Consider the following 14031-nt stretch of genomic DNA (forward strand, 5'->3'; position numbering starts at 1 on the left):
GTTCATACGTATGGATTAGACGCGTCTAAGAAATAGTTTCCCCCTCTCGTAAATACGTCCACGTCGGCGCGCGAGCGGCCGCCAGGGCGCGCCGAATCGGGGGCTTTATCATTTCTGCGGGGCGAAGTACCCGCAAGATTACTTCATGGCAGGAACTCACCGACAACCGGAGGTGAACATCGGTCTGGTCGGACACGTCGACCACGGGAAGACGACTCTCGTGCGCGCACTGTCCGGCGAATGGACCGATCAGCACTCCGAGGAGATGAAGCGCGGCATCTCCATCCGTCTCGGGTACGCCGACGCGACGTTCCGTCGCTGCCCCGAAGAGGAACCCCCCGAATGCTACACCGTCGAGGAGCACTGTGACGACCACGACGTCGACACCGAGGTCGCGCGGACGGTGTCGTTCGTCGACGCGCCCGGCCACGAGACGCTCATGGCGACGATGCTCTCGGGTGCGGCGCTCATGGACGGCGCCGTCCTCGTCGTCGGCGCGAACGAGGAGGTCCCCCAGCCACAGACTGAGGAACACCTCATGGCGCTCGACATCATCGGCATCGAGAACATCGTCATCGCGCAGAACAAGGTGGACCTCGTCGACGCCGAGCAGGCCCGCGAGAACTACCAGCAGATCGAGGAGTTCGTCGAGGGCACCGTCGCCGAGGGCGCGCCCGTCGTTCCGGTGTCGGCAGAGCAGGAGATCAACCTCGACGTCCTCATCGAGACAATCGAGGAGGAGATTCCGACACCCGAGCGCGACCCCGAGGCAGATCCCCGGATGTACGTCGCGCGCTCCTTCGACATCAACCGCCCCGGCACCACGTGGGAAGGTCTCACCGGCGGCGTCCTGGGCGGGAGTCTCGTCGCCGGCGAACTCGACGAGGGCGACGACCTCGAACTCCGGCCAGGCCGGGAAATCGAGGAGGGCGGCCAGTCCGAGTGGCAGCCCATCACGACGAACGTCCGCTCGCTCCAGGCGGGCGGTGAGAACGTCGAGACCGTCTCCCCCGGCGGTCTCCTCGGCGTGGGGACCGGCCTCGACCCGAGCCTCACGAAGGGCGACGCGCTTGCCGGCCAGGTCGCCGGCCACCCCGAGGCGCTCCCGCCGACGTGGGAGTCCTTCGAGATGGAGGTCGACCTCCTCGAGCGCCTCGTCGGCGCCGAGGAAGGCGAGACCATCGAACCCATCAACACCGGCGAGCCCCTGATGCTCACCGTCGGCACCGCCACCACCGTCGGCGCAGTCACGTCCGCGCGCGACGGCGAGTGCGAAGTGAACCTCAAGCGCCCCGTCTGTGCCGAGGAAGGCGACGTCATCGCCATCAATCGGCGCGTCGGCGCGCGCTGGCGGCTCATCGGCATCGGCCGCCTGCAGGGGTAGCGATGTCGGAGCGGGTCGCCGTCGACGCGAACGCCCTCATGATGCCCGTTGAGGTGGGCGTCCGGGTGTTCGACGAACTCGACCGGGTCTGTGGCGACTACGACGCCGTCGTGCCGGACGTCGTCCGCGCGGAGCTCGCGAAGCTCGCGGACGGCAACGGCGAGGAAGCGACCGCGGCGTCGGTCGGCACCGACCTGGCGGCCCGCTGCGACACCGAGGAGACGGACGGACAGTACGCGGACGACGCACTCGTCGCGCTCGCCGAGTCGGGCGCGGTGGACGCCGTCTGCACGAACGACGGCCCCCTCCGCGAGCGCGTGCTCGCGGTCGGCGTTCCGGTAATCCATTTAAGGGGCCGGAATCAACTCACACGCACTCAACCATAGATGTACAAGCGCGCACGCCTGAAGGACACGGTAGAAGTTCCCCCGCGACACCTCGCAGACGTCTCACCCGACCTGGTGAAACGGCTGCTCCAGGACAAACTCGAGGGGCGCATGGACGAGGACCTCGGTAGCGTCGTCACCGTCACGGAGGTCCACGACATCGGCGACGGGGCGGTCCTCCCGAACCGGCCCGGTGTCTACTACGAAGCCGAGTTCGACGCCGTCACGTTCGACCCCGAGATGCAGGAGGTCATCGACGGCGAAGTCGTCGAAGTCGTCAACTTCGGGGCGTTCGTCGGCATCGGCCCCGTCGACGGCCTGCTCCACGTCAGCCAGATCTCTGATGAGTATCTCGCCTACGACGAGCAGAACCAGCAGCTCTCCTCCCGGGAGTCCAGCGACATCCTCGGCGTCGGCGACGCGGTCCGCGCGCGCATCGTCACGAAGAGCATCGACGAGCGCAACCCCCGCGAGTCGAAGATCGGTCTGACCGCGAAACAGCCCGGTCTCGGCAAGCACGAGTGGCTCCGCGCGGCGGACGAGAACCCGGAGGCCGAATAGATGGCGTCGAACCGCCTCGCCTGTCACGACTGCCACCGCATCGTCGAACCCGACGAGGACGTCTGCCCCTACTGCGGGTCGAACGACCTCACCGAGGACTGGGCGGGCTACGTCGTCATCACGCACCCCGAGAACTCCGAAATCGCGGAGAAGATGGAGGTCACGGAGCCCGGCGAGTACGCGCTGAAGGTCCGCTAACGAGGAGTCGTGCCCGACGCCGTCGCCACCCTCCCGAAGAGCGCGCGCGCGTCGTTCAAGGAGCCGCTCGGCCCCGTCTTCACGGACGCGTTCGACCTCCTCGCGGACGCCGGCGACCCCATCGTCACCGTCGGTGACGTCGTCACGTACCACCTCGGCGAGGCGGGCGTCACTCCACACGTCGCCGTCGTGGACGGGAAGACCGAGCGCGAGGCCGTCGACCCGGAGGTGGCCGCGAACCTGCCCGCGGCCGCCACGGTCGTCGAGGTCGCGTCCGAGCCGGGGACGCTCTCGGCCGAACTGGTCGAGGAACTCGTCGCGGCCATCGACGCCGACGAACCCACGCGCATCGTCGTCACCGGCGAGGAGGACCTCGCGACTGTCCCCGCGGTGCTCTACGCGCCCACGGACGCGACCGTCGTCTACGGCCAGCCCGGCGAGGGGATGGTGCGCGCGAACGTCAGCGCCGGCCTCCGCGAGCGCGTCCGAGAGCTCGCAGGAGAGTTGGAGACGACCGCGGAGTTCTGGCAGTTAGTCGAGCGCTAATTACTCCCCGTCGACGTCTCCTACGAGCGTGGCTCGAAGTCGTAGAGCCACGCGAGCGCGACGACAGCGAGGCCCGCGAGCATCCCGTAGAAGCCGACGGCGGCGAAGATTCCCGTGCTGGTCGTCGTCAGGAAGCCGCCGACGAGGATTACGGCGAGACCGAGGCGCTGGAGCGACGCCGTGCTCATCGAACTACCGTGGGGGGCATAGGTGGGGAGATGGCGGAGGACAAGAAAAGCGTTCGGTCGGGCGACCGAGCGTTCGCGCGACGAGCGGTCCGTTAGGACCCAGTAGTCGCGCGATTGTCCGAGCGCTTCACGCCCGGGTCAAGGCGCCCCCATAGGGGGCGACGACGACTTTTGGTCGATCTTTTGCTGCGCTCGGCGCGCTCCGCGCACCGAGCGCAGCAAAAGGTCGTTCGTAATGCTTTTACTCGGTTCGACGCCTTAGTCAATGACAACTGACCATGGAAATCGAAATCCTCAGTGAGGAGGACAATCCCCTCCTTCACCGCCGGCAGGTCCAGTTCGAGATAACGCACGAGGAAGCGACGCCGTCGCGCCTCTCCGTCCGCGACTCGCTCGCGGCGACGCTGGACAAGGACAGCGACGAGGTCGTCATTCACAACCTCGACACGAAGTTCGGGATGCGCAAGACCGTGGGCTACGCGAAGGTCTACGAGTCCCCTGAGGCTGCCCTCGACGTCGAGCAGGACCACATGCTCGAGCGGAACAAGATCAGCGCGGACGCCGAGGGCGAGGCCGCCGAGGCGGAGGCTGAGGAATAATGCCCCGTTCGGACTACTACAATGAGGAAGGCGAGGCGACCAAGGAGCAGTGCCCGCGCTGTGGCGACACGTTCCTCGCGGACCACTCCGACCGCAAGCACTGCGGGAAGTGCGGTTACACCGAGTGGAACTAATCGGGTAACTCCCTCCTTTTCATGCGCGTCGTCGGGATCGAGGGGACGGCGTGGTGCGCGAGCGCCGCGGTGTTCGACTCGGAAACTGATTCGGTCCGTATCGAGTCCGAGGCGTATCAGCCCGAGAGCGGCGGCATTCACCCGCGCGAGGCCGCCGAGCACATGCGCGAGGCGATTCCGCAGGTCATCGAGGCCACCCTCGAGAACGCCGAGGGCCCCATCGACGCGGTGGCGTTCGCGCGCGGGCCGGGCATCGGGCCGTGTCTCCGCATCGTCGGGTCGGCGGCGCGCGCACTCGCCCAGTCACTCGATGTCCCGCTCGTCGGCGTGAATCACATGGTGGCGCACCTCGAAATCGGGCGCCACCGCTCGGGGTTCGACTCGCCGGTCTGTCTGAACGCCTCGGGCGCGAACGCGCACGTCCTCGGCTACCATAACGGCCGCTATCGCGTGCTCGGCGAGACGATGGACACGGGCGTCGGGAACGCCCTCGACAAGTTCACGCGCCACGTCGGCTGGTCGCATCCGGGCGGCCCGAAGGTCGAGGAGCACGCGAAGGACGGCGAGTACGTCGAGTTGCCCTACGTCGTGAAGGGGATGGACTTCTCCTTCTCGGGCATCATGAGCGCCGCCAAGCAGGAGTACGACGACGGCACGCCCGTCGAGGACGTCTGCCGCGGCCTCCAGGAGAACGTCTTCGCGATGCTGACGGAGGTTGCGGAGCGAGCCCTCTCGTTGACCGGCCGGGACGAACTCGTCTTGGGTGGCGGCGTCGGGCAGAACGCCCGCCTCCGCGAGATGCTGGAGTCGATGTGCGAGCAGCGCGGCGCGGTGTTCTACGCGCCCGAGCCACGCTTTTTGCGTGACAACGCGGGGATGATCGCGGTGCTCGGCGCGAAGATGTACCGGGCGGGCGACACGCTCGCCGTCGAGGACTCCCACGTCGACCCGGACTTCCGGCCGGACGAAGTCCCCGTGACGTGGCGCGACGCCGACGAGGACGTCCTGCTCGCGGGCGCGGGCGAGGCGTCGGACGTCCGGGGCGCGGAGGCCGTCGTGGACGTCGGGTCGGAGACGGTGTCGAAGACGCGCCGGCCGAAGGCGTACCGCCACGACGCGCTGGACGCGCGCCTCCGCCGGGAACGCACGACCCACGAGGCGCGCTTGCTCTCGGAGGCGCGGCGCAACGGCGTCTCGACGCCCGTCGTCTTCGACGTGGACGTCCCGGGGAGCACGCTCGAACTGGAGCGCGTCGGCGACGCGGATTTGCGGGACGCGCTGAGCGAGGCGCGCGTGGCGGCGGTCACGGAACACCTCGCGGCGATTCACGACGCGGGCTTCGTCCACGGCGACCCCACCACGCGAAACGTCCGGGTCGTGCGAAATGGATCGAACGGCGAGGAGCGCGTCCACCTCATCGACTTCGGCCTCGGCTACTACACGGACGACGCAGAGGACTACGCGATGGACCTCCACGTCTTCGAGGGCGCTATTCGCGGGACGGCGGACGACCCCGACCCCCTGATCAAGGCCGCGGAGGCCGCGTACCGGGAGGCGGGCGACCCGGCGGTCATCGAGCAGTTGCGCGAGATTGAGGGCCGGGGGCGCTACCAGTGAGAAAGCGGAAAGGTTCTTCCCACCGCCCTCCATAGCCCGAGGTATGTCGGAGAAACCCTCCTCCGGGGAACTGTTCGGTGTGCCGTACAACTTCGAGCGCCCGTCGCTCTCGAACATGCTGTCCGCCTACTGGCAGCCGGGCGAGGGGATGCTCGTGGAGAAGCCGTTCGGCGTCGGCTACACGCTGAACCTCGCGAACTGGCGCTCGTGGGTCGTCCTCGCGGTCGCCGGCGTCCTCCTCTGGCAGCAGCAGAAGGGCGAGAGCGAGGAGGAGTCCGCGGTGGACGAGGCCGTCGAAGTCGTCGTCGACGACTGAGTTTTCGCATTCTCTTTGAGGCGCGGCGTCGCAGGCTCACCCATGAGCCTGCAGTTCGTGACGACGAACCCGGGGAAGGTCCGGGAGGCGACCGAGTATCTCTCCGAGTACGTTGAGGTCGAGCAGTTCGACTACGACTACGCGGAGATTCAGAGCGACAGCCTCGCGGACATCGCGGCCCGCGGCGCGCGCGAGGCGTTCGAGGCGGCGGGCGGCGTGGATCCCGTCATCGTGGACGACGCCGGCCTCTTCATCGACGCGCTCGATGGGTTCCCGGGGCCGTACTCCTCCTACGTTGAGGACACGCTCGGCGTCGAGCGCGTCTGGCACCTCGCCGAGGGCCTCGAGGACCGCTCGGCGTCGTTCCGCTGTACGGTGGCGTACGCGGACGCGGAGACGGTGGAGACGTTCGACGGCGAGATTCCGGGCGAAATCGTCGCGCCGCGCGGCGAGGGCGGGTTCGGCTACGACCCCATCTTCGAGCATGGCGGCGAGACGTTCGCGGAGATGGGCACGGAGCGGAAGAACGAACTCTCCCACCGCGGGCGCGCGCTCGACGACCTCGCGGACTGGCTGGCGAAGCGCGAGTAGACGGACGGAGAGGCGACGCGCGAGTCGGCGTCAGGCCCGCGGGTCGCGGTCCGGACCGGGGTAGTCGCCGCCGACAATCTCGGGGTAGAGGCGCTCGGGGTCGAAGAGGCGCGCGAACCCCTTCGGCGTCGTGAAACTCGTCGTGACGTACTTCTTCACGGTGGCGTTGGTCTTCGCGTTCCGGAGCGCGTCGTCGAAGGTGAGGACGTGCGCGGCATTCCCGTGGGCGGCGGAAGCGAGCGCGGGGTGGTCACCGTCGGGGTGGTCGACGGGCTCGACGAGGCCTTCGATTCTCTCGCGCCAGTCGGCGGCGAGGTCGGCGTCTGCGAGGTCCGCGATGACGGCTTCGGCGTCGTCGAGGAGGGGGTCGCTCGCGACGAGCGTCACCCACGAGTGCGCGCGGACGACGTCGAGGGCGTCGCGGGCGTCGCCACCGACGAGCAGGTCGGCGGCGAGGACGTCGGCGTCCGCGACGACGCGCGAGACGTCCGGGGCGTCGGCGAAGTCGTCGTCAGTCATCGTCACCCCGGCGCTCGCCGAGCGCCGCCGCTACCTCCTCGAGGCTCACGTCGTAGTCGGCCGCCCGCGTGAACAGGGCGTCCCAGCGGTCGCGTTCCATGCGCGAGGCGAGGGCCGTCGATCGGATAAAGGCATAGCTCACGTGAGGCGGTGCCAGCGTTCGCGGGGGACGGCGACGGTGGGGTCGGCGGACGGCCGTTCGGCGGTGTAGGCGACGAGGGTCGCGTCGCCGACGGCGAGCGTGACACGGACGGCGGCGTCTTCGCGGACGACGCGCTCGACGGTCGCAGGCACGCCACCGCCATCGCCGGCCTCGGTCCCGACGGTGACGTGTTCGGGGCGGACGGCGAGCAGGCCCTCGGGTGCGTCGAGGGTGTCGGGCAGGGCGTCGCTCCGGACGCAGTTCGCGCCGGTGAACTCCGCGACGAAGCGACTCGCGGGGCGTTCGAACACCTCGCGCACGGGGCCGACGTGCTCGATACGCCCGTCACGGAGGACGGCGACGCGGTCGGCGACGGCGCGCGCGGTGGTGCGGTCGTGGGTGACGTAGACGGCGGTCTCGTCGGCGAGCAGGTCCACGAGGTCCGCACGCAGGCGCTCGCGGGTCGGCACGTCGAGCGCGGAGAGCGGTTCGTCGAGGAGGAAGGCGTCGGGGCGGACGGCGAGGGCGCGCGCGAGGGCGACGCGCTGTTTCTCGCCGCCGGAGAGCGTTTCGGGTGCCCTGTCGGCGAGGTCCGCGATGCCGAGTCGCTCGAGGAGTGCGTCCGGGTCCCGAACGTCGTCGTGATAGTTCGTGCCGAAGGCGACGTTCTCGCGGACGGTGAGGTGGGGGAAGAGCGCGTACTGCTGGAAGACGACGCCGAGGTCCCGTTCGTCGGGCGGGCGATTGTCGAGCGCGCGGCCGTCGAGTTCGACGGTGCCGTCGTAGTCTCGGAAGCCCGCGATGACCTCGAGGAGGAGGGTCTTCCCGCTCCCGGAGGGGCCGAGGAGACAGAGCGTCTCGCCGTCCCGAACGGTAAGGTCGGCGGCGACGTCGAAGGCGTCCGCGCCGACGGTCGTCTGAACGTCGAGGTGGAGCATCTAGGTCCACCTCCCGGTCTCGCGGGTGAGCGCGCGGACGGCGAGGAAGACGGCGACGCACACCACTAGGAGCAGGACGGCGACGGCGACAGCGGACTGGAAGTTCACGTCGAGCTCGTGGACGACGAAGACGGAGCCGAACATCGCCTGCACGCGCTCGCCGGCGGGCGGGTAGAAGACGGCGACGTTGTAGGCGACGACGGCGACGGCGCCGTACTCGGAGACGGCGCGCCCCCAGCAGAGGACGGCCCCGGAGAGCACGCCGCGAACCGCGAGCGGGCCGGTGACGCGGCGGAACGTCTCGAAGCGCGAGGCGCCGAGCGAGCGCGCGGCGCGCTCGGCGTCCCGGTCGACGGCCTCGAAGCCCTCGCGCGCGCCGTTCACGAGGTAGGGCGCGCCGACGAACGCGAGCGCGAGGACGAGGCCGGGCGTCGCCCCGAGGACGGGGAGCGTGGGGAACGCGCCGTTCTGGCCGAACGCGAGGAGGACAGCGAGGCCGGCGACGCTGTGCGGGACGACGAGCGGCAGGTCGACGAGCGCCTCGATCGCGGCCTGCCCGGCGAACCCCCGGCGGAGGAGGAGAGCGAGCGGAACACCGAGCACGCCAGCGAGCAGCGTGGCGAGCAGGGGGCCGTAGACGGAGACGTAGAGCGTTCGGCGGACGTCCGGGCGGGCGAGGGCATCCAGTACCGCGGTCGGCGTCGTGAACGTCACGAGCGTCGCGAGCGGGTAGGCGAGCGCGACGAGGAGCGTCCCCCCACAGAGCGCGGCGGCGACACCGAACGCGCCACGACCGGCGAGCAGTCCCAAAAAGCCGGCGCTGGCGACGGCGAAGACGACGTAGAGGGTCGGGTGGCCGAGCGACCCAGCGAGCGCGAACACCGTGACGTGGACGCCGGCGACGCCGAGGACGAGCGTCCGGGCGTCGAGGTCTGGGGTCCGCACGGCTTAGAGGGCGAGCGGCCCGAGCGTTTCGCGTGCCTCCGCTCGTTCCAACACGGAGTCAGGGACGGCATCGGCGTGTGCGTTCGGGACGACGGCGGTGTCGAGGACGTCGAAGCCGTTCGCGCGGAGGTGGTCGGCGCCGTCGCCGAGTACGAACGCAATCCAGTCCGCGCCGCGTTCGGGGTGTTCGGCGGTGCTCGGGACGGTAATGCCGTACGCGATGGGCGCACCCGTGTAGGTGGCATCGCCGGCCTCGACGGACACCGAGGCGTAGTGCTCGGCGTAGGCCTCCGTGGCCGTCGAGAGGTCGACTTCGGGTTGGAGGTCGACGGTTTCGACGTCGTGGCTCGCGCCGAACGACCGGTAGGACCACGCGTAGTCGAGTTTCCCCGAACGGAGTTGGCCGAGGAGGTCGACCTCGTCGCTCGCCGAGACGGTGGCGTTCGCCGCCAGCGCCTCGGCCGTCGCGTCGTCGTAGAGGCGCTCGCCCTCGAAGGCAGTCGCGCCGAGGTGCATCGCCATCAGCGCGCGATAGCCGTTCGGGTCGACGGCGGGGTCGGAGTGCCCGACCGTGACGTCGTCGCGCGCGAGGACGTCCCACCACGTCTCGGGGCCGAACTCGTCGGCGTATTTCGAGTCCGAGGTGTAGGCGACGGTCATCGCGTTCGTCGCGAAGAGCGCGTACCAGTCGCCGTAGTCAGGGAGGAGCCCGTCCCGCAGGAGCCGATAGTCCGCAACGGCGAGGGCGTCGGCAGCGCGGTGTGGTGGCTGCGTGATTTTCTTCGTCGACCGCACCGACCCCGCTGACTCCTGTGCGACGGCGACGTCGCGCGTCTCCGTGTACGCCGACTCGAGGTCGTCGAACGCCGCGGTGAGGCTGCCCGCGTGGAAGACGGTGAGTGAGTCGCCGCGGCGCGTCGACGTCCGCTCGCCCCCGCTCGCCCCGCCACAGCCGGCGAGCAACCCGACACCCGCCGCGCCAGCCGTCGCGAGGAACGCGCGCCGCGACCGTTGTTCCCTCATAGATACAACGGTTCGGGCGGGGCGACATAACCGTTTTGCTGGGCCGGCGGGAAGGGAGGGCATGGACGCCGGTTTCGACGCCCGCCTGTACGCCGACGACGTCGCGTTCGGCGCGCGCGACGCCGCCCTGCTCCGCGCCATCGACACCGCGGGGTCGCTGAACGCCGCCGCCGAGCGCCTCGGGCGCTCCTACTCGCGCGCCCACGGCCGCCTCGACGAGTTAGAGGACGCCTTCGGCCCGCTCGTCGAACGGACGCGGGGCGGGGCCTCCGGTGGTGGCACCACGCTCACCGAGGACGCCCGCGCGCTCCTCGCGCGCTTCGAGCGCCTCCGCGCGGGCTACGCCGCCATCGCCGAAACCACCGTCGCCGTCCTCGCCGGCACCGTCGTCGAGCGCACCGGCGAACTCGGCACCGTTGAAACCGCCGCCGGCCCCGTCCGCGCGCTCGTCCCGCCGGACACCGACGACGTCGAAGTGTCGGTGCGCGCGGACGCCGTCACCCTCCACGCGCCCGACGACGTGCCGCCGAGCGACGCCACGAGCGCGCGCAACCGCTTCGAGGGCACCGTCACGGACGTCGAGTCCGGCGACGCCGTCACCCGCGTGCGCGTTGATGTCGGCGCGGACGCGCCGCTGGACGCGCTGCTCACGGCCGAGAGCGTCGAGCGCCTCGATATTTCCGTTGGATGTGCCGTCGTCGCCTCCTTCAAGGCCACCGCGACGCGCGCCACGCCCGTCCAGGACTAGCTACGGCAACGCCTCGGCGACGAGGCCGTCGAGTTTCGACGCGACGTCGTCGCCGACCGGCTGGTGCGGGCTGCGTGCCCGACCGGCGGGCAGGTCGCGCACCCGCATCGCCGCCTTCAGCCCCGGCACGCCGTGCTCGCTCGTCACCGCGCGGTTCAGCCGCACGCACCGACGGTTCACCTGCCGGGCCTCGCGGTCCTTCCCCCCCTCGTGGAGCCGGTAGATTTCGGCCGTGCGCTCCGGGAGGACGTTCGCCAGCGCGAGGATGCCGCCGTCCGCGCCCGCCTCCAGGGCGTGCGCGTACGTCCCCCCACTCCCCGCGAACAACTCGAACTCCTCGGAGGTGGCCTCGCGGAACTGCATGAGCCCCTCCAGGTCACTCCCCGAGTCCTTCATCCCCGCGACGTTCGGGTGGGAAGCGAGTTCGCCGACGAGGCGCGGCGAGAGCGTGACGCCCGTGTACTTCGGGACGTTATAGAGGTAGACCGGGAGCCGCGCGGCGTCGGCCACCTCCCGATAGTACGTCCCGATGGACGCCTCCGCGTGCTTGTAGTAGTAGGGCGAGACGACGAGCGCCGCGTCCGCGCCCGCCTCCGCCGCGCGACGTGTCTGCTCGCGCGTCTCCACGAGCCCCGGATGGCCCGTCCCCGCCATCACGGGGGTGTCCGCGGGCGCCGCCTCGACGACGGTCTCGATGACTGCCGCGCGCTCCTCGACTGTCAGGAGTTCGGACTCGCTGTTCGACCCGCAGGGCACCACGAAGTCGACGCCGCGCTCCGCCGTCCACGCGGTGAGTTCGCGCAGGGCGTCGTGATCGACGTCGCCCGCGTCGTCGAACGGCGTCGCCAGCGGCACACCGGTTCCGTGCATGCTCGCGAGGTGGGGCGCGCCCGCCGTAGTCCTTCCCCCCGAATGCCGTCTGACGAAGTTTTACGTGTATCGGGACCCTCCGGGCAACCGAGCGCGTTCCGTACGTTCCCATCCGTCTAACGCGCTCTATTCCCCTCTCCCGTTCTCACCCCTTTCCCGAGTCGGCCAGCGTCGCCACCCACTCTCGTGCGTGCGACACCGCTACGTGAACGGCCAGCGACGGCGATGGACGGGACTACTGGCTATCCGGGAGAGCGACGCGAGAACGAGAGCGAACGCTCGTCGGCGTGAGACAGCGAGAAGAGCCTAGGCCGGGATTTGAACCCGGGGTCTCGTCCTTACCAAGGACGCGCTTTACCGCTAAGCTACCCAGGCAGGCACTCTTTCGTAGTCCGGTTCCGACTTTAGGGGTTTCGATTCGCGGGCGTCAGTCGGCCGGGAGCGCCGCCGTTTCATCGGCGAATCTCGCCCCGGTCGGGTGGCACTCTCAGGGGTCGGTCGCGGAGGGACGGGCCGCGTCGTCGCCGTCGGCGGCCGGGCCGCCCGCGACGCGCGTGAGGACGTCCTCGATGGGCTCCGGGAGGACGTCCTCCGGGCCGCCGAGCGGCGGGGCGCCCCACGAGTCCGCGAGGCCGACCGCGTACTGGCGCAGCGAGAGCGGCGCGTCACCGCCGGCCGCCGTCGCGCCCGCGACGGCCGCGAGATCGAAGACGGACGCCTCGAGGGTGCGCGAGGTGGACTCGACGTGCTCCTGCGTGTCGGTGCGCTCGCGGCCGAACTCGCGGACGGTGTGGACGGCGGCATCCGCGGCGTCGGTGCGTGCGAGCAACCGAAAGCCGCGCGCGACGAGGACGTCCGCCGCGAGGACGTCGAGGTCCGCCGGCAGATCGGACGCCTCGTTCGCCAGCCACGGCTCCTCCTCGACGAGGTCGCGCGTGAGCGCGAGACCCTCGTAGACGAGTTGGACGCCGGCCGCACGCCGGTCGAGGCCGTCCTCGTCGGCCTGTCCGGGGACCGCGCGCGAACTCAGGAGGACGAGCGCTCCCGGAACGGCGGACCCCTCGGCGAGCCGCTCGTCGATGGCGGCGCGGAGGTCTGCGGGTTCGACGTCCCGAACCGCCTCACGCGCGGCGGCACGGGCCCGGTCGGCCTCTTCCATTGGCCGAACGTAGCCCGGCGAGCGGCAAAGACCTTTGGAAAGCGCCGACACGCGGACGCGAACCGGCCGTCCGACGCCGATCCCGCCGGCGCCGCGGCGACGGCCTCAGAACAGTTGCTCGGGTGCGGGCGGGACGTGGCGCTTGTGTTCGCTCTTCGCGTGGAGGTCGCGGACGTGCTGGACGTTCTCGACGGTGGTGTCCGCGATATCGGCGGTCGCCTCGGGCGGGACCTCGCCGTCGATGGTGAGCGCGACGACGGCGTCGAGCGTGTCGTAGTCCATGCCGATTTCCTCTTCGTCGGTCTGGCCCGCCCAGAGGCCGGCGGTCGGTGTCTTCTCCACGAGTTCCTGTGCGGCGCCGAGGTCCGCGGCGAGCTGGCGGACCTGCTGCTTGTAGAGGTTGCCGATGGGGTGGCAGTCGACCGCGCCGTCGCCGTACTTCGTGAAGTAGCCGATGGCGGCCTCCGTGCGGTTGCCCGTCCCGAGGACGAGCCCGCCTTCGTGGTTCGCGACGAGGTAGTTCAGAACCGCTCGCGTCCGCGCGCGGGCGTTCCCGACGGCGAGCCGGTCACCCTCCGCCTCCGGGACGGCGTTCAGGAACTCGTCCACGATAGGGTTGATTTCGAGGACGTCGTACTCGATGCCCAACTCCTCGGCGACGCGCTCGGCGTCAGTCATGTTGTCCGCGTCGCTCACCTCACCCGGCATCACGAGGCCGTGGACGTTCTCCTTTCCGAGGGCTTCGACGGCGAGGTAGGCCGTCGTCGTCGAGTCGACGCCGCCGGAGAGGCCGAGGACGGCGCGTTCGACGCCCGCCGCGTCGAGGCGCTCCTCGATGAACGACTCGATGTGCGCGCGCTGTTCGGCGAGCTCGTCGGCCGAAAAGCGCAGGTCTAGAGGTTCGATATCCGTCATCGTCGGCGTTTCGCCCGCTGGCGACTAAAACCCACTCGCCACCCCCGAGAAGGTGAACGGCCGTCCACTCCGGAAGCGCTACGTTCAAGTGGGAGAGCGGATTAGCGAAAGACGCGAAGCGAGCACACCGGTGTTGAGCGGAACGGCAGTCCGCGATGCACGGGGCACACGACGTGTGCACCGGTGGTCTAGTGGTAGGACATGAGCTTCCCAAGCTCATAGCCCGGGTTCAATTCCCGGCCGGTGCACTTT

The 14031-nt window shown here is 70.0% G+C and carries 19 protein-coding genes and 2 tRNA genes; 12 read left to right on the top strand and 9 right to left on the bottom strand.

Annotated features, from left to right (window positions below; genetic code table 11):
- Positions 1 to 145 precede the first annotated feature (145 nt).
- Genes ACQUS8_RS10145 through ACQUS8_RS10165 form a run of 5 tightly spaced genes read left to right on the top strand, consistent with a single transcriptional unit; the run spans position 146 to position 3075 of the window.
- Complete coding sequence (locus ACQUS8_RS10145; RefSeq protein WP_435100474.1) at positions 146 to 1384, top strand: translation initiation factor IF-2 subunit gamma; 1239 nt, start codon at positions 146 to 148, stop codon at positions 1382 to 1384.
- Positions 1385 to 1386: 2 nt separating this feature from the next.
- Positions 1387 to 1770, top strand: a complete 384-nt coding sequence (locus tag ACQUS8_RS10150; RefSeq protein ID WP_435100477.1) for a twitching motility protein PilT — start codon at positions 1387 to 1389, stop codon at positions 1768 to 1770.
- A complete protein-coding gene (locus ACQUS8_RS10155; protein ID WP_435100480.1) occupies positions 1771 to 2331 on the top strand; it encodes a DNA-directed RNA polymerase in 561 nt (186 codons plus the stop codon). It abuts the gene before it with no gap.
- Positions 2332 to 2529 (top strand): transcription elongation factor subunit Spt4, encoded by a 198-nt coding sequence (spt4, locus tag ACQUS8_RS10160; RefSeq protein ID WP_435100483.1) that lies wholly within the window; start codon positions 2332 to 2334, stop codon positions 2527 to 2529. It begins immediately after the preceding gene.
- A 9-nt stretch (positions 2530 to 2538) separates the two neighbouring features.
- Positions 2539 to 3075: a GTP-dependent dephospho-CoA kinase family protein gene (locus ACQUS8_RS10165; RefSeq protein WP_435100486.1), complete on the top strand. Its 537-nt coding sequence runs from the start codon at positions 2539 to 2541 to the stop codon at positions 3073 to 3075.
- A 20-nt stretch (positions 3076 to 3095) separates the two neighbouring features.
- On the opposite strand, the gene ACQUS8_RS10170 is transcribed toward ACQUS8_RS10165, so the two are convergent.
- A complete protein-coding gene (locus ACQUS8_RS10170) occupies positions 3096 to 3263 on the bottom strand; it encodes a hypothetical protein (RefSeq protein WP_435100489.1) in 168 nt (55 codons plus the stop codon).
- Positions 3264 to 3541: 278 nt separating this feature from the next.
- On the opposite strand from ACQUS8_RS10170, the gene ACQUS8_RS10175 reads away from it, so the two are divergent.
- The 5 genes from ACQUS8_RS10175 to ACQUS8_RS10195 are packed head-to-tail and all read left to right on the top strand — an operon-like array spanning position 3542 to position 6520.
- Entirely contained in the window at positions 3542 to 3862 is a 321-nt protein-coding gene (locus tag ACQUS8_RS10175) for a 30S ribosomal protein S24e (RefSeq protein WP_435100492.1), read from the top strand.
- Positions 3862 to 3996 (top strand): 30S ribosomal protein S27ae, encoded by a 135-nt coding sequence (locus ACQUS8_RS10180; protein WP_435100495.1) that lies wholly within the window; start codon positions 3862 to 3864, stop codon positions 3994 to 3996. Before ACQUS8_RS10175 ends, ACQUS8_RS10180 begins: the two co-directional genes overlap by 1 nt.
- 21 nt (positions 3997 to 4017) lie before the next feature.
- Complete coding sequence (locus ACQUS8_RS10185) at positions 4018 to 5613, top strand: bifunctional N(6)-L-threonylcarbamoyladenine synthase/serine/threonine protein kinase (protein WP_435100498.1); 1596 nt, start codon at positions 4018 to 4020, stop codon at positions 5611 to 5613.
- A gap of 43 nt (positions 5614 to 5656) precedes the next feature.
- Positions 5657 to 5929, top strand: a complete 273-nt coding sequence (locus ACQUS8_RS10190; protein WP_435100501.1) for a DUF5808 domain-containing protein — start codon at positions 5657 to 5659, stop codon at positions 5927 to 5929.
- A 42-nt stretch (positions 5930 to 5971) separates the two neighbouring features.
- A complete protein-coding gene (locus tag ACQUS8_RS10195; protein ID WP_435100504.1) occupies positions 5972 to 6520 on the top strand; it encodes an XTP/dITP diphosphatase in 549 nt (182 codons plus the stop codon).
- A 30-nt stretch (positions 6521 to 6550) separates the two neighbouring features.
- On the opposite strand, the gene ACQUS8_RS10200 is transcribed toward ACQUS8_RS10195, so the two are convergent.
- From ACQUS8_RS10200 to ACQUS8_RS10215, 4 genes are all read right to left on the bottom strand, one after another.
- Complete coding sequence (locus tag ACQUS8_RS10200) at positions 6551 to 7039, bottom strand: DUF7384 family protein (RefSeq protein ID WP_435100507.1); 489 nt, start codon at positions 7037 to 7039, stop codon at positions 6551 to 6553.
- A gap of 138 nt (positions 7040 to 7177) precedes the next feature.
- On the bottom strand, positions 7178 to 8119 hold the full coding sequence (locus ACQUS8_RS10205) for an ABC transporter ATP-binding protein (RefSeq protein ID WP_435100510.1): 942 nt from the start codon (positions 8117 to 8119) through the stop codon (positions 7178 to 7180).
- On the bottom strand, positions 8120 to 9064 hold the full coding sequence (locus tag ACQUS8_RS10210; protein ID WP_435100513.1) for an ABC transporter permease: 945 nt from the start codon (positions 9062 to 9064) through the stop codon (positions 8120 to 8122). It lies immediately after the preceding gene.
- Positions 9065 to 9067: 3 nt separating this feature from the next.
- Positions 9068 to 10087 (bottom strand): extracellular solute-binding protein, encoded by a 1020-nt coding sequence (locus ACQUS8_RS10215; protein ID WP_435100516.1) that lies wholly within the window; start codon positions 10085 to 10087, stop codon positions 9068 to 9070.
- Positions 10088 to 10148: 61 nt separating this feature from the next.
- On the opposite strand from ACQUS8_RS10215, the gene ACQUS8_RS10220 reads away from it, so the two are divergent.
- Complete coding sequence (locus ACQUS8_RS10220; protein ID WP_435100519.1) at positions 10149 to 10835, top strand: TOBE domain-containing protein; 687 nt, start codon at positions 10149 to 10151, stop codon at positions 10833 to 10835.
- Here ACQUS8_RS10220 and ACQUS8_RS10225 read toward each other — a convergent pair whose 3' ends face one another.
- From ACQUS8_RS10225 to ACQUS8_RS10240, 4 genes are all read right to left on the bottom strand, one after another.
- Positions 10836 to 11705 carry a dihydrodipicolinate synthase family protein gene (locus tag ACQUS8_RS10225; protein WP_435100522.1) on the bottom strand — a complete coding sequence of 290 codons (870 nt, stop codon included), beginning with the start codon at positions 11703 to 11705 and terminating at the stop codon, positions 10836 to 10838.
- Between the two features lie 303 nt (positions 11706 to 12008).
- Positions 12009 to 12080, bottom strand: a tRNA-Thr gene (locus tag ACQUS8_RS10230).
- Positions 12081 to 12192: 112 nt separating this feature from the next.
- Positions 12193 to 12864, bottom strand: a complete 672-nt coding sequence (locus tag ACQUS8_RS10235) for a DUF7114 family protein (RefSeq protein ID WP_435100525.1) — start codon at positions 12862 to 12864, stop codon at positions 12193 to 12195.
- Positions 12865 to 12969: 105 nt separating this feature from the next.
- Positions 12970 to 13779, bottom strand: coding sequence for an NAD+ synthase (locus tag ACQUS8_RS10240; protein ID WP_435100528.1), 810 nt, complete (start codon positions 13777 to 13779; stop codon positions 12970 to 12972).
- Between the two features lie 177 nt (positions 13780 to 13956).
- Between ACQUS8_RS10240 and ACQUS8_RS10245 the strand changes: the two genes are divergently transcribed.
- Positions 13957 to 14027, top strand: a tRNA-Gly gene (locus ACQUS8_RS10245).
- The last annotated feature ends 4 nt before the right edge of the window (positions 14028 to 14031 follow it).

Source organism: Halarchaeum sp. P4, assembly GCF_051195175.1.
GTDB lineage: Archaea > Halobacteriota > Halobacteria > Halobacteriales > Halobacteriaceae > Halarchaeum.